We start from the raw sequence: 25,102 nt of genomic DNA, 5'->3' as shown, positions 1-25,102 counted from the left end.
GCGTTCGTCTCGACGATCCGATATCGGCGGAGCACACGCTGCGCCAGGGCGGGACCCGACAGCACCTACCGGCTCAGCCCGGCACAACCATCGCCACCATTTCCGCGACCACCGACACCAGCGACAGCGCACCGGTCCCGAAGGCAGCGGCGAGTGCGTATCCGACCAACAGGTCCTCTGTGGTCGGGACCGGTGGCTCGATTGTCTTGCCGAGCAACTCGACGGTCCGCGGAACCGCCCAGATGACGTCGATCGTGCCGTCCGCTCCGGCCGTCAGATCACAGAAGCTCTTCTCGATCTCATACGGCTTTCCGGCGATGAACGTGACAGTGTCGGCGGTCGACGGCCGAAAGCTCACGGTTCGATCATCCAACGCCACGGAAATTCGGAACGTCCGCTTCAGGATTCGGCCACTACCAGGTGAAACAGTTATCGCACGATCATTGACGCGGGCCGCGATACAGCTACCCGAGCGCGTACCGATGGGTACGTTCTTTCGGGTCCGGGGTCCCAGCCTGGCGATCCGGACAATCACCGATTCATCGTTTTCCAGATGGGTCGTGACCTCACTGTCGGTTCGGTCGATGACGAGATTCCCGAACAGCACGGTGTCCACCACGCAGCGCCGCGGTTCCAAAGCTGTCACGACGCATACCTCTGCTCATGTCCGCCGGATCGAGTCCGCGCCTCCGCATCACCCGAAATGCGGTGCCGCAGCGAATTACAGCACATGCGCCGGTGCCACACTCCAGCGCCGACGAGGTAACCGCAGCCGGGCATCGACCTTCGACCGCACCCACTCCCTCTACATCTGGATATTGTTCGCAATTTAGCTAAGGTGCTAAATTGCGAAGCATGGCCGACACCGGTACCGAAGACGAAGCGGGCGTGTTTCGCGCGCTGGCCGATTCGACGCGCAGGCAGATCCTGGAAGACCTCCGCGCCGGCGAGTCGACCGCGGGTGAGATCGCCGCGCGGTTTCCGATCAGTGGCCCATCGATCTCCCGCCACCTCGGCATACTCGAGGCCGCGGGGCTCATCCGGGGGCGACGAGACGCCAATCGGATCTTCTACTCACTCGTCGAGGAACGGCTCGCGTTATGTGTCGGCAGATTCCTGAGTGTGATCTGCCCTGAGCAGGTCATCGTGAGAAATCGCAGGCGAACCACAGAGAACGAGGACGCCGGATGAGACCTCCACGCATGTCCAGCGTCGTCGAGCGACGCCTCCTGGTGAACTACCGGGTGGACCCCGAGGTCGCCGCGCGTTCGGTGCCGGCACCGATGCGCCCCCAGCTGGTCGGCGGCTGGGCGGTGGCCGGTATCTGCCTGATCCGCCTCGGACAGTTCCGGCCGAGTCGGCTACCCGCCTGGACGGGACTGCGCACCGAGAACGCGGCGCATCGCATCGCCGTCGAGTGGGACGGCCCGCAGGGGCCTTCGACCGGCGTCTACATCGCGCGCCGCGACAGCGACTCGCTGATCAACGTCCTCGCCGGCGGCCGCCTGTTTCCGGGTGAACACAATCCGGCGCGGTTCGACGTGCGGGAGACGGCGCGGGACCTGCACGTGGCCTTCACCAGTCGTGACAAGTCCATGTCGGTGAGCGCGGACGTCCGGACCGCCGAACAGTTCCAGGGCAGCGAGCTGTTCGCAGATCTGGCGCAGGCGTCGGACTTCTTCCGCCGCGGCTCGGCCGGATTCTCGGCCACCCGCGACGGCCGCCGTCTCGACGGGCTCGAACTCCGAACGGACTCGTGGAAGGTCCGGCCGGTCGACGTCCGGTCGGTTCGGTCCACGGTTTTCGACGACCCGGACCGCTACCCGCCGGGCAGCGCGGTGCTCGACTGCGCCTTGCTCATGCGGGAGGTGCCCGCGACCTGGCACCCCCTGCCCCCTTGGCGATTCGGTCACCACACCGGTCAATCCGCCGCCTGACACACGGCGGTGACCACGCCGGCGAGTTCCCGGCAGCCCGAACCCGGGCCACGCACGCCGCCGCGGTCTACCGTTCGAGCAACCGGAGGATCTCCACTGTGCCTTCCGCGGGTCGCATCAAGGCAAGCTCGCGGGGAGTCTTCCCACTCCAGCGGCCCGCCTGCGGCCCCATCCGCACATCGATCCGTGCTCCGGCGTGCAAGAGAACTCGGACGCATTCGGGAGAACCGGCGTCCGCTGCCGCGCACAGCGGTGGCCAGTCGGCCGGCAGATCCGGGTGCATGCCGTGGTCGAGCAGGATCCGCACCGCCCTGACATGCCTCTTCCCCGCCGCTTTCGACAACGCCATCGAATCCGCTTCGATGCCCTGGGCCAGGAGGTAGGCGAGGATCTCGACTCTGCCCCACTCCGCGGCCCAGCCGAAAAGCGACCCTCCGGGCGTAGTGACACTCGCCAGTTCCACCCCTGCTTCGTGCGCGCGCCGCACCTCGTCGATATCGGCATGGATCACAGCCATGACCAGATCGAACTCTTCCGCAGCGCCCACTGCCTCAGCATGCCCTGCCCCGGCGTTCGAAGCCACCGCACGGCTCGACCTCGTTCCGCGCCCTCCCCTCCGAGACGCGGAACGAGGTCGGCACAGGTGGATCACGCGGCCGCGATCCGATGCGACCTCAGTCCGGCGGGAACGCCAGCATCGCGCCGCGCAGGTCGGCGTTGGTCTCGTGTGCCGCGGCCGCGCGGATCCACTCGGCCGCCTCGGACGGGCGGGTTTCCGGCGGCCACTCCTGGAAGGCGGAAAGCGCGGCGCGGCGGCAGCGCACGACCCGGTTCGCGAGCGCGACCGGAAGCAGGTCCGCACCGATTCCCGGATGGTCGGCCACTTTCCGCACCACCAGTTCGAGGCACATATCCGCCTCGTATTCGGTGCCGAACCCGAGTGCCTCGGACGGGCCCGAGGCCAGCTCGCCCAGTGGCAGCAATTCGGTGGCCAGCGCCGCCACCTGTGCCACCTCGGACCGATCGTCGGAATGCAGCAGCCACTGCCAGATATAGGCGTTGTACCGGTCGGCCCGCAGGCAGGCGACCGCTCGACCCCACACCCGCATCCCGAGCCGGCGGGCGCACGAGAGTGCGACGTTGACCGAATAACTGCGCCCGGTACGTGCCCCGGGATCGCTGTCCGGTTCGCCACGCGACTCGAGAGTCCGCAGCACCAGGTCACGCCAGCGCGGTTGTCCGGCCAGCGCCGCGTAGCGGGCGGCGAGGCGGTCCGGTTCCCCCTCCGGCCAGGGGAACTCGTCGCGCCCGATCAGGCGGCGCAGCGACAATGCCGCATCCAGCCGTCCGAGGGTGGGGTCGGCGGTGGCCAGCAATTCGCCGAAACGGTGCATCACCGGGACCGCGTCCTCGTAATCGCTCATATCCTCGGCCGGACCGCCCAGCACGAGGGCCCGCAGGATATCGGCGGCGCCGTCGAGCAGCGCGTCGTCGATATCGGGTTCGAGCAGGGCCTCGTACAGACCGCCGGTCGTGGCCGCGAGATGGGCCAGATATTCGTTCATCACGCCGTTGCGGAAACCGTCGCGCAGCAGCCATGCCCGGATATCGGGGTCGGCGCAGCCCCGTAACCGCTCGACGGCGTGGATCCGGCCCCAGCCGTCGAGCCGCCGCGCGAGTTCGTAGACCTCGCGTTGCGGATCGGGCTGGGTGTTCATCAGGGCCACGACGGCGAACAGGGCGAACTCCTCCAGCGTGCCCAGGAGTTGCAGCAGTTCGCCGTCGCGTTCGTCGCCGCTCACGCCGAGCAGCACGATGCCGAGTTTCGCGATTTCACGCCGGGTGGCGTGTTCGGCGACGAAACGCGCCGCCAGCCGCAGCTTCTCGCGCGGCACCGGGCGCGACCGCAGTTCGCGGACCAGATCGTCGGCGATCCGGACGGCCTGTACTTCGGCGAACGTGTCGAGCAGCCGCTCGGGTTCCTCGAGCCGGGCGAGTATCAGATCGGCCAGATCCGAGACGGGCTGGGATTCGGGCCGGAAATGATGGGTGGAGATACCGTCGTGAACGACGCTGGGAAGAAGTACTTCACCGGCCCCGGGATCATCGTCGGGTAGTGGATAGCCGCTGCGGGGCCACGGCCCCGGACCATGCAGTGCGGCAAGAGATAGCGCGTGGGCCACGAAGGTGGCCGCGCGGGGGTTCAACGAACCGGGCGCAGGACGCCCTTTCCATGAGAGGTCATGGGCACGAGCATGACAGCTCACGGGGTCGTCGCACAACCCCCGCGCACCGGCTCCGGCGATCAGATACCGCTGGACAGCCGCCCGTACACGAACAGCAGGATCACGTTGAACAGCGTGATCCCGGCCAGCGCCAGCCATTGTCGCGGCCAGTCCTTCCGGGTCACCCGCAACGCGGCGAAGGCGCCCGCCCCACCGGCGGCGCAGTAGGCCAGCGCCCACACGGTACTGTCGGCCGTGAGGCCCATCACCACGGTGACCAGCGCGAACACGACGGCCGTGACCAGTAGTTCGGTGCGCAGCAGACCCTCGTCCAACATGACACCGAACCGGGCGATCGCGGCCATGGCGCCTCTCGGGCGCCGCGAACGACTCGTATCCCCCATCCGTACCCCTTCCGATCGAGAGCCGTCGCATCGGCGCCGGACCCTGAATTGCCCGTGCTCTGTGGGATTTCGAACTGTTGTGGAGCCGGGTGGCACCCGGTGCGCGGGAGGGCTACAGCACCGGGCAGGCGGAGCCGAGGTCCAGCCCAGACCCGACGTCCACCACCACCGACTGGCGGCTGCCGATCTGTTCCGCGTGCAGATTGTGGATACCGCGGGTGTGCGGGGTCCACCGCGCGGTGACCGTGCCGGATTTCCCGACGAGTATCGCGCCGGGCGGGTCGAAGGACCCTTTCTGGCTGTCGTAGAAACTCACGTACTCACCCGGTTCGGCGGCGGCGGTCGCGGTGTAGGAGCAACCGGTGCCGAACGCCGATGAACTGCTCCCCCAATCGATTCCCGGGGTGACCCGGAAATCGGTGACGGCCGCCGGTGCGGTGGGAGCGAGCGCTACCAGCGCCGCCGCCGGCGCGGCGAAGGCCGAGAGGACCAGAGACCTGCGTGAGCGATACATCGACGATCCTTTCCGGTGACGACTGGTCGAACGGAAAAGCCGGTGCGAACGCGGGAACGCGTGCACCAGGCTACTCGTTGTTCCGCCTCCACCACCTCTGATCAGTACTTCTCGCCCGCCCGGACACGCGTTACGGTCGGGATATGAGTTCTTCGCAGTGGACCGCGGCCGATCTGCCCGCGCTCGACGGCCGCACCGTGGTGATCACCGGCGCCAACAGCGGCGTCGGTTTCGGCACGGCGAAAGCCTTCGCCCGGGCCGGAGCGCATGTGGTGCTCGCCGTCCGCGATATCGACCGCGGCAACGAGGCGGCCCGGGTCATCGGCGGCAGTCATGAGGTGCGCCGGCTCGACCTCGCCGATTCCCGGTCGATCCGCGAATTCGCCGAATCCTGGCAGGGCGATATCGCGATCCTGGTGAACAACGCCGGAGTCGCGATGGTGCCCCGGGGCCGGACGAAGGACGGTTTCGAAATGCAGTTCGGGACCAACCATCTCGGCCATTTCGCGCTCACCAACCGGCTGCTGCCGCATATCACCGACCGCGTGGTGACACTGGCATCGGGAGCGCACAAGGTCGGCACCATCGATTTCGACGACCTGGATTTCGCGCGGAGCGGCTACGGTCCGGTGAAGGCCTACGGCCGGTCCAAACTCGCGAACCTGCTGTTCACCCTCGAACTCGAGCGCCGACTCCGGCAGGCCGGTTCGGCGGTGCGCGCCACGGCGTCGCATCCCGGCTACGCGGCCACCGAACTGGGCACGAAGAACCGGCCGAAGTTCCTGGTCGGCATCGTGCACCTGGCCGGCCGCTACCTGGCCCAGACTCCGGACCAGGCGGCGTTGCCCTCGCTGTTCGCGGCCACCCAGGATCTGCCCGGCGCCAGTTATGTGGGGCCGGACGGGCGCGGGGAGATGCACGGATACCCGACGCTGGTCGGGCGGTCGGCACAGGCCAGTGATGTGACGTTGGCTCGGCGGCTGTGGGAGGTGTCCGAAGAGCTCACCGGCGTCACGTTCCCGCTGTCCTGACCCGGCCGGGCGGGAGCGGCGGTTATTCGCCCGGGGCGAGACAGATCACGCCCTCGTTCATCCAGGGCACGGCCGACTCACCGGCCGGGCAGTGGGTGCGCTTGTACTCGTTGGTGCGTTCATCGCATTCCCAATACGAGGTGGCGTCATCGGCCCGGACCTTCGGGATATCGCTGCAGTCGCCGCTGTCGGGCAGTTTGGGCTGGGCGGCGGCCACGGCGGCCGGTACCACCGGCGCGGCGAACGAGAGCACGAGTACCGCGAGGGCCGTCGAGGTCTTCGTGGGGGCAGACATACCTCCGTCGTAACGGCCGGGCCGGCGCCTCCGCGGGAGGCCCGGCCCGGCCGGCGCCGGTTGTGAAGCAGTCGTTGCGGCGATGTCATCGACCCGATTCCTGCCCCGGCGGCACGTACGCTTGACGGCGTTTCTCCTAGGCCGCCCGAGGCTCGCCGATGCCCGCGGAACCCGCCGGTGCGGTCCGCGTTCGCCGCCCGAGCACCCGCGATATCGCGCGCACACGCATCCGCCCGGACTCCCGGATCTGGCCCACCGATATCCCCAGCAGCAGACCGCGCTCCTCGGGCACCAGGGTGCGGGCGAGCAGAACCTGTGCGATCAGCTTCAGTTGCCCGAACAGCCGGGCCACCGGCATCCCGTTCCCGGGAAAATCGATATGCAGCCGGACCAGGCCGCGACCCCGGGCGAGGCCCTGCCGGTATCCGGACCCGAAATCCGGCCGGTACCGGTAGGCCACCAGCGCGGCCGGCAGATAGCCGACCCGGCGCCCGCGCCCGGCGGCGCGCCAGCCGAACTCGACGTCCTCGTTGGCCGGGTAGTCGGTGTTCATTCCACGGAGATCGCGATAGACCTCCGCGCGGCAGGCCATACTGCAGCCGACCAGGATCGGCACCCGCACTCCGGCGGGCTGGAACTTCTCCGGCGCCGCGATGGCGGCGACGGTGCGCGGACTGTCCGTGTTGAGGGTGTCGCCCTCGACGGCCGAACTGGCCATATCGAATCCGGTGTCCAGGTAGTCGACCATCCGGCCGACCCACTGCGGATGTACTCGATCGTCGTGGTCACAGAACAGCAGGATCGACCCGGTGGCCGAGTCGGCGCCGACATTGCGGGCGTAGGCGGCGCCGGATCGAGCGGAGGCGGCCACATATCGCAGGGACAGCCGCTCGGCACGGGGATGTCGCGCGAGGAAGGTATCCAGGCCCGGCCGCGACCGGTTGTCGGCCACGATCACCTCGAAAGGCCCCGGATAGTCCTGGGCGGCAAGCGCGTTCAGTTGCTCGTCGAGCCGGTCGCGGTCTTCGTCGGTGGAGATATGGGCGGGCACGATCACCGATACCCGATCACCACAGTCGCGAACAGTGTTCTCAGCCATCTCGAAGTTACTCCCCTATCCGTCTCTAGCCGGGATTCGCCGTCGCGAGAGATCCGGGCTCGGACAACTCGCGGGGCGATGGTGTGCAGACCGTTCCGGGAGATCATCGCGCCGACCGGAGGATTCGGTACTTCGAGGCGGGCCGGATGTCGCGAATGCGCCGAACCCGTTTGAACAAGAACCTGTTACCCGTGTCACCGGACAAAGCAATTCACTGGCTAATTTTTTGGGACATGGGCTAGAGTTCGAGTCATGTATGTGGGCACTGTGTCGATGAAGCCCTGGTCGCTCCGCTGACGGCGGCGACCCGGATTCCGACGAACTTCTGAAGCCGCCGTCCGAGCATTCGTGCCGGGCGGTTCTCGTGCTGTCCCGGCTCCACCTCGAGTCGCGGAGAATCAGTGTCTCTCTCACCCACGGGCCGATCCGGCCTGTCCACACCCGAATCCACCGACCTCGCACCCGCTCATGAACTGCCCGCGGGCGCGCACGCGCATATCCGGGCCGATTCGATATCGGTGACCCTCGGAGCACGGCCGGTCCTCACCGATGTGTCGGTCACCGTGTCCCCTCGCTCCCGGCTGGCCGTCGTCGGCGAGAACGGGCGCGGTAAGACCACCCTGCTGCACGTCCTCGCGGGGCTGGTGCGCCCCGACGGCGGCACGGTCGGCCGGGCCGGCACGATCGGCGTCGCCCGGCAGGCCATACCTTTTCGCGCCCAGCAGACGGTGGGCGATCTGGTGGCCGAAACCATCGCACCCGCCCAGCGGGCGTTGCGCGCACTCGATACCGCCACCACCGCGCTCGCGGCCGGTGGGGCCGGCGCCGACGACGCCTACGCGGCCGCCTTGGACGCGGCGACCCGGCTCGACGCCTGGGACGCCGAGCGTCGCATCGATATCGCACTGGCGGCGCTGCACGCGTGCACCGACCGGACGCGCCCCCTGGCCACGCTGTCGGTCGGGCAACGCTATCGCGTACGGCTGGCCTGTCTGCTCGGCGCAGCCCACGACATCCTGCTGCTCGACGAACCGACCAACCACCTCGACCGCGCCGGTCTGGAATTCCTCACCGCACGGCTGCGCGCGCACCCCGGCGGGCTGGCGCTGGTGAGTCACGACCGGGCCCTGCTGGGGGATATCGCCGAGGAGTTCCTGGACCTGGACCCCAGCCGGGACGGCCGGCCGCAGCACTTCGCGGGCGGCTATTCCGGCTGGCGGGAAGGCCGGGCCCGGGCCCGTAGCCGGTGGGAGAACGAGCACGAGGAACAGCTCGCCGAACGGGCGCGGCTGAAGGAGGCCGTCGCGGTCGCCCGCGACCGGCTCGAGACGGGATGGCGTCCCGATAAGGGCACCGGTAAACATCAGCGCCAATCCCGGGCGCCGGGCGTGGTCCAGGCGTTGAAGCGGCGGCAGTCCGAGCTGGCGGCCCATACCGTGTCCGTGCCCGAACCCCCGTTGCGGCTGCGGTTTCCCGACCTCCCGGCCCGGCCCGGCACCCCACTGCTGGGTTGTGAGGACGTCACCGTGGCAGGCCGGCTCGCGGTTCCCGTCGGGCTGTCGCTGGAGGCGGGGCAGCGGCTGCTCGTCACCGGCCCCAACGGGGCGGGTAAATCGACGCTGCTCGCCGTACTCGCCGGCGAACTCGAGCCGACCACCGGATCGGTGCGGCGTCATACCACCGCCCGGATCGCCCTGGTGGGACAGGAGGTGCCGGACTGGGATCCCGGCCTCACCGCGGCGGAACTCTACGACCGGTACGCCCGCGGGCTCGACCTGCACCGCGGCATCGACCCGGTACCGCTCACCTCGACGGGTCTGCTGGAACGGCAGGCCCGCGATACCGCGGTCGGCCGGTTGTCGCAGGGGCAGCAGCGCAGATTGCACCTCGCCCTGCGACTGGCCGCCCGCCCGACGGTGCTCATTCTGGACGAACCCACCAACCATCTCTCGGTATCGCTGGTCGACGAGCTCACCCCGGCACTGGCGGACACCCCCGCCGCCGTCATCGTGGCCACCCACGACCGGCGGATGCTCACCGACCTCGCGGACTGGCCGCGGCTCACCGTGAGCAGGGCGGACGAGTAGACCGGGCGGTCAGACCTCGACCTGGGATCCCATGATCAGAGTCCGGGCGCCGGGGAGACCGAAATAGTCGGCGGCGTCGGAGGTGATGTAGGAGGTGGCGATGAACAACCGCTTGCGCCAGGGCGCCATGGTCGGCGCCGGGCCTCTTTTCAGTTCGATCTTCGACAGGAAATAGGAGGCGCCGGCAATGGTGATCGGCCCCTCGGTCTCGTCCGGGTCCAGCAGGGCCAGGGCATGCGGGACGTGGGGCGTCTCCATATAGCCGAAATAGGCGGTGACGTGGATGATGCCGTCGTCCGGGTCGCCGAGATCGTCGACGCGTACGCGCACGAAATCGGCGACCCGGGGTACCGGCACGGTCTCGATCGACATGATCACGACGTGTTCGTGCAGGACCCGGTTGTGTTCGACATTGGCGCGCATCGCCAGCGGAGTGGTCTGCTTGCCGCGGTTCAGGAAGACCGCGGTGCCGGGCACCCGCGTGAGCGGCGGGTCGTGGTGGCGGAGCCGGTCGATGAAAACGCGTAGCGGCCCCTCGACCTCCTTGCGCGCGGCGGTGACGATGACGCGGCCACGCGACCAGGTGATCATCACGGTGAACGCGGTGAGACCGATCAGCAGCGGCAGCCAGGCGCCGTGCAGGAATTTGGTCAGATTCGCCGCCACGAACAGCGCGTCGACGGTGAGCAACGGAATGGCGCCGAGCAGTACCAGCCACAGCGGCGTATGCCATTTCGCGTACCGGATGTAGAAGAACAGCAGGGTGGTGATGGTGATGGTCGCGGTCACCGCCATACCGAAGGCGTACGCGAGCGCCCCGGAACTCCGGAACGCCAGGACCAGCGTTATCACCCCCACCATGAGCAGCCAGTTGATCCACGGCACATAGATCTGGCCGATCGTCGATTCCGAGGTGTGCGCGATCCGCAGCCGCGGCAGATAGCCCAGCTGCACCGCCTGGGAGGCCACCGAGAACGCGCCGGTGATCACCGCCTGTGAGGCGATCACCGTGGCGGCGGTGGCGAGCAACACCATCGGCAGCCGCGCCCACCCGGGTGCCAGCAGAAAGAACGGGCTGCTCACGGCCGAGTAGTCGCTCAGGACCAGCGCGCCCTGCCCGAAATAGCTCAGCGTGCAGGCGGGCAGCACCAACCCCAGCCACCCCCGGGTGATGGCCTTGCGCCCGAAATGACCCATATCGGCATACAGCGCCTCGGCGCCGGTGACGGCCAGCACGATGGCGGCGAGAGCGAAGAACGCGATATGGAAATGACCGGTCAGGAAATTCAGCGCATGGATCGGCGAGAGGGCCTTCAGGATCTGCGGATGGCGCACGATCTCCACCGCGCCCAGTGCGCCGATGACGAGGAACCACACGATCATCACCGGCCCGAACCAGCGGCCCACCGCCGCGGTACCGAGGCGCTGCACGGAGAACAGGCAGCCGATGATCACCACCGTGATCGGGATGACCAGATCCTTCAAATCGGGCTCGACGATTTCCAGCCCCTCGACCGCGGAGAGCACCGAGATGGCGGGGGTGATCATGCTGTCGCCGAAGAACAGCGCCGCGCCGAAGATCCCCACCCCGGCCAGCGCCGCGGCGAGACGCCCGCCCCGGTCGCCGAGCCGTCGCAGCAGCGTTATCAGGGCCATGATCCCGCCCTCGCCCTCGTTGTCGGCGCGCATCACGAGGGTGATGTAAGTGAGCGTGACGATGGTCATCACCGACCAGAACAGCAGCGACACCACCCCGTACACATTGCCGGTGCTGATCGGCACCGGATGCGGATCGGTCGGGTCGAACACCGTCTGGATCGTGTAGATCGGGCTGGTGCCGATATCGCCGAACACCACCCCCAGCGCCCCCACCACCAGCGCGGCCCGCGCCGGCGGCACGCTCACATCTCGTTCGGCCGCCAGGCCGACACCGCCCAGATCACCACGATGTTCAACGCGATGACGACGATCGACCACCACGGGTAGTACGGAATCCACAGGAAGTTCCCGATGATGGACAACCCCGCGAGGAACACCGCCACGATGCGGGCCCACAGCGCGCCGGTCATCAGCGCGATGGCCGCGATCGCCAGCAGAATGCCGAGCACGATATGCACCCAGCCCCACGTCGTCGCGGAGAACTGCAGGATGTAGTCGGGCCCGGTGACGTAGAGCTCATCATCGGCCACGGCCGAGATACCGGCCAGAATCGACAGCACCGCCACCGTCAGCAGCAGAACCGCCGCCGCGATGGAGGTCACCGCGGCGACGCCCTGGCGCACCGGGGAGTGCTGGGGTCGTGTTCGGTAGGTCGTCATAGTCGGCCCTCCTGGAGTAGTGGGCCCATAACAACCGGGCGCGGGACGCGCCGCCTCACCCGCAGCGGATGAATTCGCCCGACCGGCCGTTCCGGAGCGGGACTCCTACCCGGCCGGAGGGCCGGTCACCCGTTACCCCGGGCGGCCGGCCACCGCCGCGGCGAGGGTCAGCTGTTCCATTCGCTCCACACCGGAGGCGGGCCCACGATGAACACGCCGTAGTCCTCCAGCACGCCGACGTGCTCGTCGTCGTGGCGTTCTTCGGCGGCTCCGACACCCGTGAAATACCCCTCCAGCGCACCGGGCGTGTTCCCGATGAGGACTTCCGCGGTTTCGGTGATCGTCTGGAAGGTGTGCACGACATTGCGGGGGCCGAAGACGAAAGCACCCGGTTCGGCCTCCTGCACGGCGCAGGTCTCGAGGGTGGCGCCGCCCAGCCAGAACCGCACCCGGCCCGACACCACCGTCCAGAACTCGTCCTCACGGGTGTGGAAATGCAGGGGTGGCGCGGACTCCTTGTTGAGGGTCATCCGCATCATGGTCAGCTGACCGGCGGTGTCCTGCTCGGCGAGCGTCTGCTCGAAACGGGTGTTGTAGTAACCGTAGTCCGGCTGGGTCCAGGGGTTGCGGACGCCGCCGCGGCCGATCGCGGTCATCATCAGGCCTCTTTCACGTTGTGACACCGGCGCTTTCGTGACATCCACAAGGTTAGTCGGGAACACCACTTCACGACGGGTGAACGTGTGTGATAGGTGCCGGGGGCGTTTCGTGCGCTCCGGGCTCAGGCGCCGGCGAGTTCCTCGCGCCAGACCGGGCTGTCGACGTAATGGTTGTCGTAGCGTTGCGAGTTCGCGCGGATCTCCTCGACGCTCGCCTCGCCGCGATGGACCCGCTCGAGCAGCCGGTAATAGTCGAACCGGTGCAGGCCCGGAGTGAAGACCACGAGCAGTTCGGCCTCGGCCTCGGCGGCCGGGGCGAACGCATGGGGCACCGTGGGCGGCACGGTCAGGAAGTCGCCCTGTTCGAGACGGAAGATCTCCTCGCCCACCAGGATCCGCGCGGAACCCGCCAGCACCAGGAACATTTCGGTCGCGGCGGTGTGGAAATGCGCCGGCGCACCGGGGGAACCCTTGCGCAGGGTCGCCTTGTTGGCGGTCAGTGCGCCCCCGGTCTGTCCGGCGTCGGCGAGCAGGGTGATCAGGCTCAGCGCGCCGTCCTGGAGGGTCTCGGCCTGATCGGCGCGAACGAGAACGGGGGCGGGCTGTGTGGCGGCGGTCATCGGAACTCCGGAGGTCTCGGCGGGTGCGGCACCCGTTGGCGTGTGCTGCAGAGTCGACGGAGTAGACCCGCCGACTGTGACATCGCGGTCGAACTATGTCCCGGCCGCCGTCCGGCCGGTGCCGGGAGAGCCCCGCTCTACCCTGAGACGTATGCCCATCATCGAGGTGACGTGCTCCGGCCGTGTCGATCCCGAGGCCAGGCGGGCGCTCGCCGAACGGCTCCCACACCTCGTATCCGTAGCCGTCGAATGCGAGGCGGAGCCATATGACGGGAACCTGCGGCCGGGCGATGTGATACTCCGCTTCCATGAGACCGGCCCCTGGGACAGCCGGGATCCGGACGTGCTCATCGAGGTGAAGTCGAAGTGGTTCGAGGACCGCGCCCGGAACCGGCAGGAGCGCGCCGACGCGATCCTCGACGGGATCCGTGATATCGCCGACGGCGGTCTTCTCGTCGGTGTCTATCTCACCCTGCCCGTGGCGGCCTGGGCCCAGAGCGACGAAACGGATAGGGCCCAACGGTGAAGTATGCGATTCCGTCGCCACCGCCCGTCGCGGACTCTTCCCACCACCAGGGAGGCCCTTCGAAGCGCCTAGCATTCGGCGAGTGGACGAGCTGGATCTGGGGAACGGCAGTAGCCTGCCGCTCTATCTCGACCCGGATTCGTTCGATTCGGCGGTATCAGGAGTGGTGTCGACCTACGACAGCCTGACGAAACAGCTGAGCAGTTCGAGGAACGCCACCACCGACGACTCCGGCCTCGGTGACAGCGCGGTGGCGTCGGCGTGCGAGAACTTCCGCCTCGCCTGGGTGACCGAAACCGAGCTGACCGCTCGAGCCGTCGGGATCATCGTGGAGTTGCTGCCGCGGGCCAAAGGTGAGTATCAGGAAACCGACCGCGCCGGCGGCACCGGTATCGAGGCCATAGAAGGTCAGGTGCCCTCGCTGGTACCGCCGGTCACCGAACCTTCGCGGCGCGCACCGGGCGAATGACCGGCGACCGACGCCACAACGCCGGGCCGCGCACCCCGGACGTCACATCCGCGGTAACCGCGGCGATGTCGATGTCGACCGACGATCAGACCACTGCGCTCGCCGACGCGGCGATAGCCGCCGCGGTGCAATTGGAGAGCGTCCGGGTGGGACCGAATCCGGTCGCCTTCCTCGCGGGTTGCGTGCGTGCCATGGGGCTGCCCGATGCCCGGCGGCTGCCCGAACCACTGGCCGGCGCCCAACCGTCGGCGCTGGTCCGCGCCTGGATGACGGCGGCATGCCCCGGCGCCGAACCCGATGTCGCCCGGGACGAGATATTCGCACGGTGGTTGGAGACCGTAGCCACCGTGCTGCGGGCGCGGCGCACCCGAGTTCGCGGCGTCAAGACGCCGTGGAGCCCCCCGTGATCAGCGATACCTGGCAACGGGTCGGCGCCGGGTTGCTCGGCGGGGCCATCTCCCTGGCCCCCGTTCCCGGCGCCGCACTCATCGGGGGCGCGGTCGGCGGCGTTCTCAACGGGATGATCGACGGACAGTCGGGTACCGACCTCTTGGTCTCCGCCGGTTTGGGTGCAGTGGGCGGGCAATTGGGCAAGGGCCTGCGCGGGACACCCGGCCTGCTGCGCCACCTCGGGAGCAAGTTGCCCGGAGTCGGCAAATATGTCCCGGGACTCGCGGCCCGACTACCCGCAAGCGTCGGATCGGTGGCGGGCAAGCTGGCTCAGGTGGGGGGCGTGGGCTTCAACAGTGCGGCCTTCGAGTACATATACGACAAGATCTCCCAGATCCCACCGGATCTCACGGTGCCCGGGAAAAGTGACCGGCTGAAGGCACTGGAATCGGCGTTGGAGTCGATGCAGCTGGGCCTCAACCGAAGTCATCTGCGGGAAGCCATCGACATCGCGCTCCGGGTACCGGCGTTACCCGGCTCCCCGACAGCCGTCGACGCCCAGGCCGAAGGTTTCGCCGGCACCGCTTCGGTGTACAAGCAGATGGACACCGATCTCGAGCATGTCGCGAAAAGCAAGCTGCCGCAATCGTGGCGCGGCGGCGCCGGCCAGACGGCAGCCGACGCGGTATCGAGCTTCCGCGGCGCTGCCCAGCATGCGCATGGTGCGTTCAGCTCGGCCGACGACGCGCTGCGCAGCTGGTCGGACGCCATGACCGAGACGCAACGGCAGGACAGCGCCGGAGTGAGCGGTCTCGACGACGCGCGCGCTCAGCTCGGCCGCAAGACCGACGGAGAGGTCCGCGTACATGCCATGAACAGCTGCCGAGATCGGATCAGCGCGACCAAGGCGTACGAAACAGCGGCGGCAACGTGCGCGTCGTCGGTCCGCGCGGCCACCCAGGCGGCACGGGGCCGCAACGTCAAGGCGCCCGGTATGGACCCGATCGATGCCCAAACCCTCGCCTACACCGGTCAGGCCGGCGGAGCGCCTTCCCCCTCTGACGACATCCTCACTCCGACGGCGTTGGCCCGCGCCTCCCAACGGCTCTCGGCGATGTCGTCCAGTGATCGGTCCGCGTTCGAAAAGCTGGTAGGCGACGCGAAGTCGCCGCAGGAGGCGGCCTACCTCTGGGAGGCGTTGGCGGCGGGATACTCGCTGCCCGATATCACCGCGTTCGGCGAACAAATACACGAACACGGCGACGACCGCTATTGGCTGTGGAAACATCTGCACGTCAACGATGTCGCCGACACCCGAACCGTGAAGGACGGGAGGCGAGAACTCGGCTACACCCCGGATGAGGTGGCCGCGGCCATCTCCTACGCCCAGGACAGGGGAAACTGCACCTCGGCTTCCACGGTGATTGCCCGGCTGGACGCCGATCCGGTGCTTATGCTGGGCGTCACCACAGGCACCGGCCCGGCGGCGGTGAGCGGCCCGGCGGCGGGCACCGACACCCCGAAAGCGTTCCGAGAACGGCTCGTTCGAGTATTCAACGACGACTTCGATCCCGATATCACCCCCGAGGCGCGCGGCAACCAGAAGATGGTGAACGCCCTGCTGAACCCCGTCACCGGCAGCAATTACCACATGGTCTCGGTGGACAACGAGGAGATGCGGCAAGCGGCCCTGCCGCAGATCGAGGACGCGGTGGCCGCGGGCAAGCCCGTACCGATAGGGCTCTCCCCGGAAGGAGAGGGAGAGGGTCATCAGGTGGTCGTGGTCGCCACCCGGCCGGGCGAACTGCAGATCTACAACCCGTGGGGCTTCACTCAATGGGTGACGACAGAGCAGTTCGTCAAGTCCGAGATGCCCGATATCGAGCGCCCGAGGACCGTCATCATCCCCAGTTAGATGTCTGGGTGCGGCGGTGGCCGCCCGTAGCCGAGAAACGAGTTCCGATATGCTCGACCGTGCCTTCGCAGATACCCGCCGATCTCATGCGGTATATGGCCACGCGGCTCCAGGACGCCGTCGGCACCTGGGCACGCACAGACTCCGGCAGTGTGAGGACCTCCGGCCGGCAAGGGCTCACGGGCGCGAATCGGATGACCGCGGCCGATAATCGACTCGGCATCGAGCTCGACTCCGCCACAGCGGGCGCTTTCCGGCCTGCGATCGGAAGTGGCGAACGTCCGGATACCGAGCTGAGCAGGCGAGAGATCCTCGCGCTCGAGAGCTACACCGGCACCGGATCTCCGGAGATCAACAGAGCCCTTCGTGAAGGACGGGGCTCTGATTTCGAGAATGATATCGCCGACCTACGGTCCGCCCTTCGGAAGCTACCGGACCAGCCGGGCACGGTATTTCGTCACCTCGACCTCCCGGAAGCGATTCTTTCCGGGTATCGAAGAGGATTCGTCGTCACCGAGCCGGGATTCATGAGCACTTCCACTCGGCCGTATGCGCTGAAGAAGGGGAACGTGCATCTGGCCATCGCCTCGTACACCGGTAAATCCGTGAAACCCTGGTCTCCCGACCCCGGCGAAGAAGAGGTCTTGTTCTCCGACGGCTCGTCGTACGAGATCGTCGAACGGATCGATCGGACCGAACAAGACCGTCTGCACAGCTATATCGCCGCTATCCAGATCAGAGGGGAACCCACCACATGACCTCCGGTGCGTTCTTCCAGCGGAATCGAACTTGTCACCGGGTAGGGACCGAACACCCCGTGCCCGAATGGTCGTCCGGCCGGCCGTGGGTCAGGATGCGGAGCGCGTCGGCCGACGCCGGATCGGAGGCGGTGTAGATCTCGAGCCGGTGATCGGGGCTGTCCGGCTGGAGCCACACCTGATACGCGATATCCAGTGCGCCGACGGTGGGATGCCGCAGGCGCATATCCCCGACCGTGCAGTCCGCGACCTCGCCTGTCGCCCACAGGGTCGCGAATTCGTCACTGCGCATCGTGAGCTCGCCGATCAATGCCGCCAGCCGCGCGTCCGCCGGGAAGCGCCCGGCGGTGAGGCGCAGGTAGGCGACGTGGATACGCGCGAGATCGGCCCAGTTGCGGTACAGGTCGCGGGTGAGGGGGTCGAGGAAGAACATCCGTGGAACCGACGGCCGGCGATCCGGAGAATCGGGAGCGTCGAAGGGCAGGTGTTCGGCGGTGAGCGCGTGCCCGGCCCGGCTCCAGGCCAGCACATCGCCGCGGCGGCCCAGCACCACCGCGGGCGTCGCCTCGCCGAGCGATGCCAGCAGCGCGATCACCCGGGGGTGCGGTGTTTCCGCGGGCGGCTCGCGCAGCCCGGTCTCGGGGGTGGCGCGCGCGAGATTGTGCAGATGCGTCACCTCCACCGCGTCGAGCCGCAGTACCCGCGCCAGGGCGTCGAGGACCTGCGCCGAGGCGGTGCCCGCCTGTTCCTGCTCCAACCGCGTGTAGTAACCCGCGCTGACCCCCGCGAGCTGGGCCAGCTCCTCCCGCCGCAATCCCGGAACCCGGCGCGCGGTGCCATAGGTGCGCAGGCCGATATCGGCGGGCGTTATCCGATCGCGCCGGCTTTTCAGGAACGCTCCGAGACTCTCCACCGCATCGAGCCTAGAGCGCCCGGACCTGCTGTGGGTGCACCTGTCAGGTGTACCCACAGCAGGGGGATGGTTGCCGCACGCACCACGCCGGAAGGTCGACGGCATGTCGCTACCGCACACGAAAGACTCCCCCGGGCTCCGCTCCTGGCTCGGTCTCCTGATCGTTCTCGGTCCCGTTCTGCTGGTATCCATGGACGGGTCGATCCTGTTCCTGGCGATGCCCCGGATCAGCCGGGCACTGACGCCGTCCGCGGATCAGGCGCTGTGGATCCTGGACGTCTACGGCTTCGCCGTCGGGTCGCTGCTCATCGCGTTCGGCAATATCGGCGACCGCTACGGCCGCCTGCGCCTGCTCATGATCGGGACGGCGCTGTTCGGGCTGGCGTCGGCGGCCGCGGCCTTCGCCCCCGGACCGGAACTGCTCATCGCGGCCCGGGCGCTCATGGGTATCGCGGGGGCCACCCTGCTGCCCTCGGCGCTGGCGGTGCTCCGCGAACTGTTCCCCGACGACCGGCGCCGGGCCCAGGCCATCGGCATCTTCGCCGCCGCGTTCGCCGCCGGGTTCGCGATCGGCCCGGTGGTCGGCGGCGTACTACTCGAGCGGTTCTGGTAGGGATCGGTGTTCTTGGTGAACCTCCCCGTGATCGCCGCCTTCCTGATCCTGGCGCCGAGCCTGCTGGGTGAAGTCCGGCCGGCCGGAACGGGCAGGGTGGATATCGTCGGCGTCGCGACCTCGGCGGGCGGCCTGCTGCTCACCATCTACGGCCTCAAACACATAGCGGCCGAGGGCTTTTCGGTCGCGTCCGTTGTCGCCGGGGCGGGCGGAGTCGCGTTGCTGTCCTGGTTCGCGCTGCGACAGCGGAAGTTGCCGCATCCACTGCTCGATTTCACCCTGTTCCGCGACCGGCTGTTCACGATCGCGATCATCACCGGCCTGCTCCCGCTGGCGGCCTGGTCGGCGACGGCCTACCTGGCCGGAATCTACCTGCAATCCGTGCTCGACCTCCCGATTCTGCGGGCCGCGCTCCTGGCGTTGCCCGGCGCGGTGGTACTCACCGCCACTGCCGTCGTGACGCCGATGGTGGTCGGGCGCGTCGGTGAACGCACCGCGCTGATCGCCGCGCACCTCTCGATCGCGGCCGGTCTGCTGCTCCTGCTTCCGGCGACGACCGCCGGTGGCATCGGCTGGTACGTGGCCTCCACGGCCATCGCCGGTATCGGCTACGGCATCTCCTTCGCCATCGTCGCCGATATCGCCGTGGGTGCTGTCCCGGCCGAACGCGCCGGTGCGGCGGGTGCGATCGCCGAGACCAGCAACGAGATCGGCAACGCTCTGGGGATCGCGCTGCTCGGCTCGCTCGCCGCGGTGATCTTCCGGGTCCACGGTCCCGAACTGGCGCCGACTCTCGATGCGACGCTGCGGCTTCCGAACCTGCTGCCCACGGCGGCGGAACAGGCTCGGCGGGCATTCGTCACCGGGTTGCATGTGGTGGCGATCGTGGCCGCGGTCCTGCACGCGGCGCTCGGCGGGTTCAGCGTTCGCCTGCTGCCGCGCCCGAGCCGGACGGCCGACGGCGCCGGGGAACTACAGCCCACAGCGTGACCCCGGCCGGTTGACCGGCCTGAGGGCCACCCGAGGTTCTCGATCCCGCGACTGATGACCGGCCGCGGGACCCTCATACATCCGGCACGACCTCCCCGGGCATCACAGTCGCACGACTCCGAGGCCCAAGTGGGCCCCGATCCCGCCGGGAACGCCGGTGTAGTGGAGAGTGCGCAGGCCGAGATCGGCCGCGGCGTGGCAGTTGTCGGCACGGTCGTCGATGAACAGGACACGGCCGGGGTCGCTCACGCCGGTGGCGGCCAGCGCGCTCCGGTAGGTGTCGAGGTGAGGTTTGTTCATACCGAGCCGGGCGGAGTACAGCGCGTCGGTCATCAGTGGGCGCCAGTCGGAATCGTCGAGCGCATCGCTGACCGGATGAGGTGCGTTGGAGAGCAACACCATCGGAAGCCCCAGCTGCCTGACCCGGCGCAGCAGGGCGACGACCCGATCGTCGGTCCGGGTCCACAGCGCCGTATCGGTGATACGTAATCGGGTGAGCAGCTCCGGTTCCGGACAGTGGCCGAGTACCGCGGTCCAGAACGCGGAATCGTCCGAATCACCGGAATCGTAGGGCTCGCGGGCATTCCAGAAGGCGTCCTGGAACGGCCCGTCGCGGTCCGCGTCCCAACCGGCGAGTGCGGCGAGTCCGTCCCAGCCCGCAGCGGTGGGTTGCAGGCCGATGACGCCGTTGTAGTCGAAGATGACCGCGTCCGGGAGGGTGGGCCGGTCGGTGAGTTCGATTGTCATTTGTTCTCCAGGGCTCGAGGGGACAGTCCGGCCACACCCGCGGCGAGCAGGGCGGGCAGTACGAGGGCGTAGGGCAGGGAGGTGACGGTGGCCAGGGCGCCGATGAGCGCCGGTCCCGCGAGGAGTCCGAGGTATCCGGTGACGGTCACCGCGGCGATTCCGCGTGGACCACCGGCCCCGGCCGCGCTGATCAGGGAGGGAATCGTGACGGACAGGCCGAGTCCGAAAACGGCCCAGCCCGCCAGCGCGAACGGCACGTCGGCCACGATCACGCCGGTGAGCAGGCCGATCGATGCCGCGACCGCGCCCGCCCGGACCACCGCCGCCGCGCCGAAGCGCGCGATCAACCGGTCGCCGACGAGGCGGCCGGCGGCCATCGCCGCGCTGTATCCGGCATAGGCCGCGGCGGCGACGGCCGCGGAGCCGTGCAGCTCGGTGAGGTGAACCGCCGCCCAATCCGCGGCGGTGCCCTCCCCCAGCAGACACCCGGCAGCCAGCAGGCCCAGCAGCCAGAGCCGCGCCCGCGACAGCCCGGGCCGCTGCGTTGCCGCGGATTCCACCGGATCCGGTGCGGCGTCCGGTGATCCGATATGGCGGGTGGCCGGCGCCACCGCGACCGCGGCCACGATGACCACCGCAGCGGTGACGCCGAAGACATAGGTATGCGAATAGTGCGCGCAGACGGCGGCGAATACCGCCCCACCCAGCGCCCCGAGGCTGTAGGCCGCGTGCAGGCCCGACATGATCGGGCGACCGAAGGCCTGCTGGCACCGGACGGCCGCGACATTCGCCGCGACATCCAGCACACCGTGCGCGGCGCCGAAAAGCAGTGCGGCAGCGACGAGTGCGGCCACCGGCCGGCACGCACCGAGCAGCGCCAGGCTCGCGGCGAGACAGATTCCGCCGCCGGTGAGCAGTCGCGGGAGCCGGGCGGGCTCGGCGATCCGGCCGCCCACGCGCAGACCGGCGACCATACCGACCGCGGCGGCGAGCAGAATCGCCGCCAGCCCCGCGGTGTCCAGCCCCGCGGCCTCCTGAACCGCCGGAATCCGGGTCCCCCAGACGGCCATCACCACGCCGAGGCCGGCGAAGTATCCGATCAACAGGCCGCGGCTGCGCACGACGGCCTCGGATAACTCTCGTGCGCGTTCCGATACCGGTGGCACGCTGATATGTGTCATGAAATCTCCATGAAGTGCCGTCGCCGAATAAACGTTCACCGGGTGAACGCAGAAAGGCCGCGGGAATCAGTAATTCAAGCCTTTTCCACGACGAAACAGGCTTGATGAACGATGAATCGGAAGAAATGTTCCGTGAGGAGGGAGTCGAATGTGATGCGACGTTGCACGAACTAGCCGAAAGATATCAACGGGTGTGGCGCCCCACCACCTGGAACGAGCCACAGTGCGCCGCTTCACAAAGCGTCGCCGGTAGGTCTCACCGGGATCGGGCGGGGGCCTCTCCGATTTCCCGGGAATGGGAATAATAAAAGCGCAATTTGTCCGAGATGGACGATTATGCGCGATCCGCGGGTCTCGTACGCATCGGACCCGGCGCACGATGAAAACCACGGGCCAGGAGACCATCCACGTCATAGCCTTCGAGATATGCCGCCGCTCCCCTTGCCCGACCCGCCCCTCACCGATGGCGTGGTGCTGCTGCGCCGTTGGCGCGAGAGTGACCATCCGCAGCGGTTGGCCGGCTTCGCCGATCCACTGTGCCGGCGATTCTCATGGCCACTGGTGGAGCCCTACACCGAACAGCATCTCCGAGAACGGTTCGCGGACGAGGAACCCGCCCGCCTGCGGGGCGAGGAAGTCGGGTTCGCGGTGGTGGACGCGGCCGAGCCGGTCGATGTTCTGGGAGCGGCGTCGCTCTACGACACGGGCCGGGCCGAGGGCCGGATGGGGGTCGGATACTGGCTCGCATCACACGCTCGCGGACGCGGGTACGCCACCCGAACCGTGCGCCTGCTGGCGCGCTGGGCATTCGATGTGCTCGCCGTGCAACGCCTCGAACTCACCTGCGGCCCCGATAACATCGCGTCGCAGCACGTCGCGCTGCGATGTGGTTTCGTGCGTGAGGGACTGCTGCGGTCGCATATCCCGTACCAGGGCGGTCGCCGGGATACCGTGATGTTCAGCCTGCTTCCGGGCGCCCGCGCCGACGGGCTTCCCGGTGACGCGCGCTGACGCGCCGCGGCAGGGTGTCGACGGCCACCCGTCCGGAAAGCCTCACGAGAGCGGTGCCGAACAGCGGCCGTTCCGGTCCGACGCCGCATCGTCCCGCGCGACCTCGGCGAAGGCGCGGGCCGCGGCGGAGTGATAGGCGGTTCCCCGGCGCAGGAGTTCCACCGTGCGGGTCGGCAGGGATGGTGACAGCGGCACCGGACGCAGGTCGGTGCGGCCGTCCGTGATCGCGTCCGGGAGGACGGTGGCCAGGGAGCCGCGGCGGACGAATTCCAGTAGGGCGCTGATGGAATTCGCCTCGACCGCGATTCGGGGTGTGATCTCGCAGTCGGCGAAGTACCTGTCGATATGACGGCGGGTGGCGAAATCGGCGGTGAGCAGGCCCAGCGGTTCGCCGGTGAGACGGTCCGCCGGTAGCGGCGGCGCGATGCCCGACAGGGGGTGGCCGGAGCCGACGACGAGGACGAGTTCTTCGGTGAACAGCGTGGTGTGCTCGATTCCGGCGCGATGGTTTCCCGCGAAGGCGATTCCGAGATCGATCCGATCGGCCATGAGGTCGGCCTCGATGCGGTCCTGTGTGGATTCCCGGACGGTAAGCGTGACCCCCGGGTACGCGGACCGGAACCGGTGCACGAGCGGTCCGATGAGGTAGCTGGTGAAACTGGGGGTCAGGGCGATCCGGAGATGCCCGCGGGACAGGTCCCGCACATCGTGGACCGCGTGCTCGGCGGCATCGAGATCGCGCAGGGCCAGCCGGGCGTGGTGGGTGTAGGCCTCGCCGGCGTCGGTGAGCCGGACCGTGCGGCCCGACCGGTCCAGCAGCAGCACCCCCAGCGACCGTTCCAGCTGTTTGATCTGCTGCGACAGCGTCGGCTGCGAGATATGCAGGGCCTCGGCCGCCCGGGTGAAGTTGCCGTGGTCGACGACGGCGAGCAGATACCTGAGATGCCGCAACTCCATCCACCAACTATAGGCAGCATCTATCGGAATGATGAGAACTATCTCTTGGACACTATCACCGCTGTTGGGCATCGTGGGGTCGACAGTTCGGCCAGGAGGAAATCCCATGATGCGCACCCTGCGCACCCGCGCGACCCTGTACGCGGTGCTCGCGGCGCTGTCGTCGGGTGCGGTGGCCTGCACGGCAGAGTCGCCGTTTCCCGGCGAGCGGGCGATGGGCGGCAGCATCTCGGTGACGGATACGACCCCGGTGGACGAGAGCACCCGGCCGTCGCCCACGGCCGCGTCGCGGCTCGCCCTCGACACCGAACTACTGAGCGCGGCCGCGGACGACGACGCGGACCGGGTCCGCGAACTCCTCGCGGCCGGGGCCGGCCTCGAAACCCGCGGCGAGCACGGCCGCACGCCGCTGGTCGCGGCGACCAAGAATCGTGCCGCTGCCGCCGCCCGGGTGCTCATCGAGGCCGGGGCCGACGTCGACGCGAAGGACGACCTCCAGGATTCGGCCTATCTCTATGCCGGGGCGGAGGGAATCGACGACATCCTCGAACTGACACTGACCCACGGCGCCGATCTCCGCAGCCTCAACCGCTTCGGCGGTACCGCACTCATCCCGGCCGCCGAACACGGCCATATGACCACGGTGCGGCGGCTCCTCGCCGCCGGCGTCGAGGTGAACCACGTCAACCATTCCGGTTGGACCGCGTTGCACGAAGCCATCGTGTACGGGGACGGATCGTCCCGATACCAGCGGGTGGTCACGGACCTGCTCGCGGCGGGCGCGGACACCTCGATCCCGGACGGTTCCGGCCGCACCGCACTCGACAACGCCCGGCGTCTCGGCCAGTGGGCCGTCGCCGATATCCTCCTCTCCCGATAAGGAACACCGCTGTGAACACTCTCCGCAACCTGCTGATCCTGGTGGCCCGCGTCGGAATCGGCGTCGTCTTCCTCGCCCACGGCTGGCAGAAGCTGGTCACCAACGGACTCGACGCGACCCAGCGGGGATTCGAATCCATGGGCGCCCCGCTACCCGATATCTCCGCACTCGTCGCCGCCGTCGTCGAACTCGCGGGCGGCGCGGGCCTGATCCTCGGTGCGGCCATGCCGATTTGGGCAGTACTGCTGTTCGCGGATATGGCCGGCGCCTACCTGATCGCACATCTGGGCAAGGGCCTGTTCGTGAGCGCCGGCGGTAGCGAACTGGTCCTGGTTCTCGGCGCGGGCGCGCTGCTACTGCTGTGCACCGGTGCGGGTCTGTTCAGCGTGGACGGACTGTTGAAGAACCGGGTCCCGTGGCACCGCGGCGTGACCGGCCGGACCGCCGCGGCATGACGATCCGGGACCAACCACATCGCCCATTTCAGAGATCGAGGCCGGTGGGACCCGACGTGATGACCGAAACGGCCACAGCGAATACCCCCGGCCGACCGCCAACGGCGA

29 protein-coding genes are annotated in these 25,102 nt (G+C 68.5%); 14 read left to right on the top strand and 15 right to left on the bottom strand.

The window, feature by feature from the left end:
- Positions 1-73: 73 nt before the first annotated feature.
- Entirely contained in the window at positions 74-646 is a 573-nt protein-coding gene (locus ACZ6SF_RS11235) for a hypothetical protein (protein ID WP_466061922.1), read from the bottom strand.
- 209 nt (positions 647-855) lie between these two features.
- Between ACZ6SF_RS11235 and ACZ6SF_RS11230 the strand changes: the two genes are divergently transcribed.
- Entirely contained in the window at positions 856-1,191 is a 336-nt protein-coding gene (locus ACZ6SF_RS11230) for a metalloregulator ArsR/SmtB family transcription factor (protein ID WP_466061921.1), read from the top strand.
- The gene (locus tag ACZ6SF_RS11225) at positions 1,188-1,937 is read left to right on the top strand and encodes a DUF2071 domain-containing protein (RefSeq protein ID WP_466061920.1); all 750 of its coding nucleotides are present in this window, start codon (positions 1,188-1,190) and stop codon (positions 1,935-1,937) included. Before ACZ6SF_RS11230 ends, ACZ6SF_RS11225 begins: the two co-directional genes overlap by 4 nt.
- A 67-nt stretch (positions 1,938-2,004) precedes the next feature.
- Here the strand turns inward: ACZ6SF_RS11225 and ACZ6SF_RS11220 are convergent, their stop codons facing one another.
- The 4 genes from ACZ6SF_RS11220 to ACZ6SF_RS11205 form a co-directional block, all read right to left on the bottom strand.
- Positions 2,005-2,484, bottom strand: a complete 480-nt coding sequence (locus ACZ6SF_RS11220; RefSeq protein ID WP_466061919.1) for an ankyrin repeat domain-containing protein — start codon at positions 2,482-2,484, stop codon at positions 2,005-2,007.
- A 127-nt stretch (positions 2,485-2,611) separates the two neighbouring features.
- Positions 2,612-4,144: a hypothetical protein gene (locus tag ACZ6SF_RS11215; RefSeq protein WP_466061918.1), complete on the bottom strand. Its 1,533-nt coding sequence runs from the start codon at positions 4,142-4,144 to the stop codon at positions 2,612-2,614.
- 98 nt (positions 4,145-4,242) lie between these two features.
- Positions 4,243-4,527, bottom strand: coding sequence for a hypothetical protein (locus ACZ6SF_RS11210; RefSeq protein WP_466061917.1), 285 nt, complete (start codon positions 4,525-4,527; stop codon positions 4,243-4,245).
- A 151-nt stretch (positions 4,528-4,678) separates the two neighbouring features.
- The gene (locus ACZ6SF_RS11205) at positions 4,679-5,080 is read right to left on the bottom strand and encodes a hypothetical protein (protein ID WP_466061916.1); all 402 of its coding nucleotides are present in this window, start codon (positions 5,078-5,080) and stop codon (positions 4,679-4,681) included.
- A gap of 143 nt (positions 5,081-5,223) precedes the next feature.
- On the opposite strand from ACZ6SF_RS11205, the gene ACZ6SF_RS11200 reads away from it, so the two are divergent.
- Positions 5,224-6,111 (top strand): oxidoreductase, encoded by an 888-nt coding sequence (locus ACZ6SF_RS11200; RefSeq protein ID WP_466061915.1) that lies wholly within the window; start codon positions 5,224-5,226, stop codon positions 6,109-6,111.
- Positions 6,112-6,133: 22 nt separating this feature from the next.
- Here ACZ6SF_RS11200 and ACZ6SF_RS11195 read toward each other — a convergent pair whose 3' ends face one another.
- On the bottom strand, positions 6,134-6,406 hold the full coding sequence (locus tag ACZ6SF_RS11195; RefSeq protein ID WP_466061914.1) for a hypothetical protein: 273 nt from the start codon (positions 6,404-6,406) through the stop codon (positions 6,134-6,136).
- Positions 6,407-6,542: 136 nt separating this feature from the next.
- Entirely contained in the window at positions 6,543-7,505 is a 963-nt protein-coding gene (locus tag ACZ6SF_RS11190; protein ID WP_466061913.1) for a glycosyltransferase family 2 protein, read from the bottom strand.
- 431 nt (positions 7,506-7,936) lie between these two features.
- Between ACZ6SF_RS11190 and ACZ6SF_RS11185 the strand changes: the two genes are divergently transcribed.
- A complete protein-coding gene (locus ACZ6SF_RS11185) occupies positions 7,937-9,592 on the top strand; it encodes an ABC-F family ATP-binding cassette domain-containing protein (protein WP_466062258.1) in 1,656 nt (551 codons plus the stop codon).
- A gap of 9 nt (positions 9,593-9,601) precedes the next feature.
- Here the strand turns inward: ACZ6SF_RS11185 and ACZ6SF_RS11180 are convergent, their stop codons facing one another.
- The 4 genes from ACZ6SF_RS11180 to ACZ6SF_RS11165 form a co-directional block, all read right to left on the bottom strand.
- Complete coding sequence (locus ACZ6SF_RS11180) at positions 9,602-11,497, bottom strand: potassium transporter Kup (RefSeq protein ID WP_466061912.1); 1,896 nt, start codon at positions 11,495-11,497, stop codon at positions 9,602-9,604.
- Positions 11,494-11,910, bottom strand: coding sequence for a DUF7144 family membrane protein (locus ACZ6SF_RS11175; RefSeq protein ID WP_466061911.1), 417 nt, complete (start codon positions 11,908-11,910; stop codon positions 11,494-11,496). The genes ACZ6SF_RS11180 and ACZ6SF_RS11175 overlap by 4 nt, the downstream gene beginning before the upstream one ends.
- 167 nt (positions 11,911-12,077) lie before the next feature.
- A complete protein-coding gene (locus ACZ6SF_RS11170) occupies positions 12,078-12,569 on the bottom strand; it encodes a cupin domain-containing protein (protein ID WP_466061910.1) in 492 nt (163 codons plus the stop codon).
- 122 nt (positions 12,570-12,691) lie between these two features.
- Complete coding sequence (locus tag ACZ6SF_RS11165) at positions 12,692-13,189, bottom strand: cupin domain-containing protein (protein WP_466061909.1); 498 nt, start codon at positions 13,187-13,189, stop codon at positions 12,692-12,694.
- A 151-nt stretch (positions 13,190-13,340) separates the two neighbouring features.
- On the opposite strand from ACZ6SF_RS11165, the gene ACZ6SF_RS11160 reads away from it, so the two are divergent.
- The 5 genes from ACZ6SF_RS11160 (at position 13,341) to ACZ6SF_RS11140 (ending at position 17,247) form a co-directional block, all read left to right on the top strand.
- On the top strand, positions 13,341-13,715 hold the full coding sequence (locus ACZ6SF_RS11160; RefSeq protein ID WP_466061908.1) for a hypothetical protein: 375 nt from the start codon (positions 13,341-13,343) through the stop codon (positions 13,713-13,715).
- Between the two features lie 82 nt (positions 13,716-13,797).
- Entirely contained in the window at positions 13,798-14,184 is a 387-nt protein-coding gene (locus tag ACZ6SF_RS11155) for a hypothetical protein (RefSeq protein ID WP_466061907.1), read from the top strand.
- A 71-nt stretch (positions 14,185-14,255) separates the two neighbouring features.
- The gene (locus tag ACZ6SF_RS11150) at positions 14,256-14,591 is read left to right on the top strand and encodes a hypothetical protein (RefSeq protein ID WP_466061906.1); all 336 of its coding nucleotides are present in this window, start codon (positions 14,256-14,258) and stop codon (positions 14,589-14,591) included.
- Between the two features lie 113 nt (positions 14,592-14,704).
- Complete coding sequence (locus ACZ6SF_RS11145) at positions 14,705-16,489, top strand: WXG100 family type VII secretion target (RefSeq protein WP_466061905.1); 1,785 nt, start codon at positions 14,705-14,707, stop codon at positions 16,487-16,489.
- 95 nt (positions 16,490-16,584) lie between these two features.
- Positions 16,585-17,247, top strand: coding sequence for an ADP-ribosyltransferase (locus ACZ6SF_RS11140; protein WP_466061903.1), 663 nt, complete (start codon positions 16,585-16,587; stop codon positions 17,245-17,247).
- Positions 17,248-17,281: 34 nt separating this feature from the next.
- Here the strand turns inward: ACZ6SF_RS11140 and ACZ6SF_RS11135 are convergent, their stop codons facing one another.
- A complete protein-coding gene (locus ACZ6SF_RS11135) occupies positions 17,282-18,160 on the bottom strand; it encodes a helix-turn-helix domain-containing protein (protein ID WP_466061901.1) in 879 nt (292 codons plus the stop codon).
- A gap of 103 nt (positions 18,161-18,263) precedes the next feature.
- Here ACZ6SF_RS11135 and ACZ6SF_RS11130 point away from each other — a divergent pair, with 103 nt between their 5' ends.
- Together ACZ6SF_RS11130 and ACZ6SF_RS11125 are read left to right on the top strand one after the other, a co-directional pair.
- Positions 18,264-18,773 carry an MFS transporter gene (locus ACZ6SF_RS11130; RefSeq protein WP_466061900.1) on the top strand — a complete coding sequence of 170 codons (510 nt, stop codon included), beginning with the start codon at positions 18,264-18,266 and terminating at the stop codon, positions 18,771-18,773.
- A gap of 15 nt (positions 18,774-18,788) precedes the next feature.
- On the top strand, positions 18,789-19,763 hold the full coding sequence (locus ACZ6SF_RS11125) for an MFS transporter (protein ID WP_466062257.1): 975 nt from the start codon (positions 18,789-18,791) through the stop codon (positions 19,761-19,763).
- Between the two features lie 102 nt (positions 19,764-19,865).
- Here ACZ6SF_RS11125 and ACZ6SF_RS11120 read toward each other — a convergent pair whose 3' ends face one another.
- Together ACZ6SF_RS11120 and ACZ6SF_RS11115 are read right to left on the bottom strand one after the other, a co-directional pair.
- Complete coding sequence (locus ACZ6SF_RS11120; protein ID WP_466061899.1) at positions 19,866-20,510, bottom strand: HAD-IA family hydrolase; 645 nt, start codon at positions 20,508-20,510, stop codon at positions 19,866-19,868.
- A complete protein-coding gene (locus ACZ6SF_RS11115; RefSeq protein WP_466061898.1) occupies positions 20,507-21,691 on the bottom strand; it encodes an MFS transporter in 1,185 nt (394 codons plus the stop codon). Before ACZ6SF_RS11115 ends, ACZ6SF_RS11120 begins: the two co-directional genes overlap by 4 nt.
- 426 nt (positions 21,692-22,117) lie before the next feature.
- Here ACZ6SF_RS11115 and ACZ6SF_RS11110 point away from each other — a divergent pair, with 426 nt between their 5' ends.
- Complete coding sequence (locus ACZ6SF_RS11110) at positions 22,118-22,702, top strand: GNAT family N-acetyltransferase (RefSeq protein ID WP_466061897.1); 585 nt, start codon at positions 22,118-22,120, stop codon at positions 22,700-22,702.
- 42 nt (positions 22,703-22,744) lie between these two features.
- On the opposite strand, the gene cynR is transcribed toward ACZ6SF_RS11110, so the two are convergent.
- A complete protein-coding gene (gene cynR, locus ACZ6SF_RS11105; protein WP_466061896.1) occupies positions 22,745-23,659 on the bottom strand; it encodes a transcriptional regulator CynR in 915 nt (304 codons plus the stop codon).
- 106 nt (positions 23,660-23,765) lie between these two features.
- On the opposite strand from cynR, the gene ACZ6SF_RS11100 reads away from it, so the two are divergent.
- Both ACZ6SF_RS11100 and ACZ6SF_RS11095 read left to right on the top strand, forming a co-directional pair.
- Positions 23,766-24,539 (top strand): ankyrin repeat domain-containing protein, encoded by a 774-nt coding sequence (locus ACZ6SF_RS11100; protein ID WP_466061895.1) that lies wholly within the window; start codon positions 23,766-23,768, stop codon positions 24,537-24,539.
- Complete coding sequence (locus ACZ6SF_RS11095; RefSeq protein WP_466062256.1) at positions 24,536-24,994, top strand: DoxX family protein; 459 nt, start codon at positions 24,536-24,538, stop codon at positions 24,992-24,994. Before ACZ6SF_RS11100 ends, ACZ6SF_RS11095 begins: the two co-directional genes overlap by 4 nt.
- Positions 24,995-25,102 lie beyond the last annotated feature (108 nt).

The sequence above is a fragment of the Nocardia sp. NPDC049935 genome (assembly GCF_055586645.1).
This window is presented reverse-complemented; position numbering and strand designations above follow the sequence as displayed.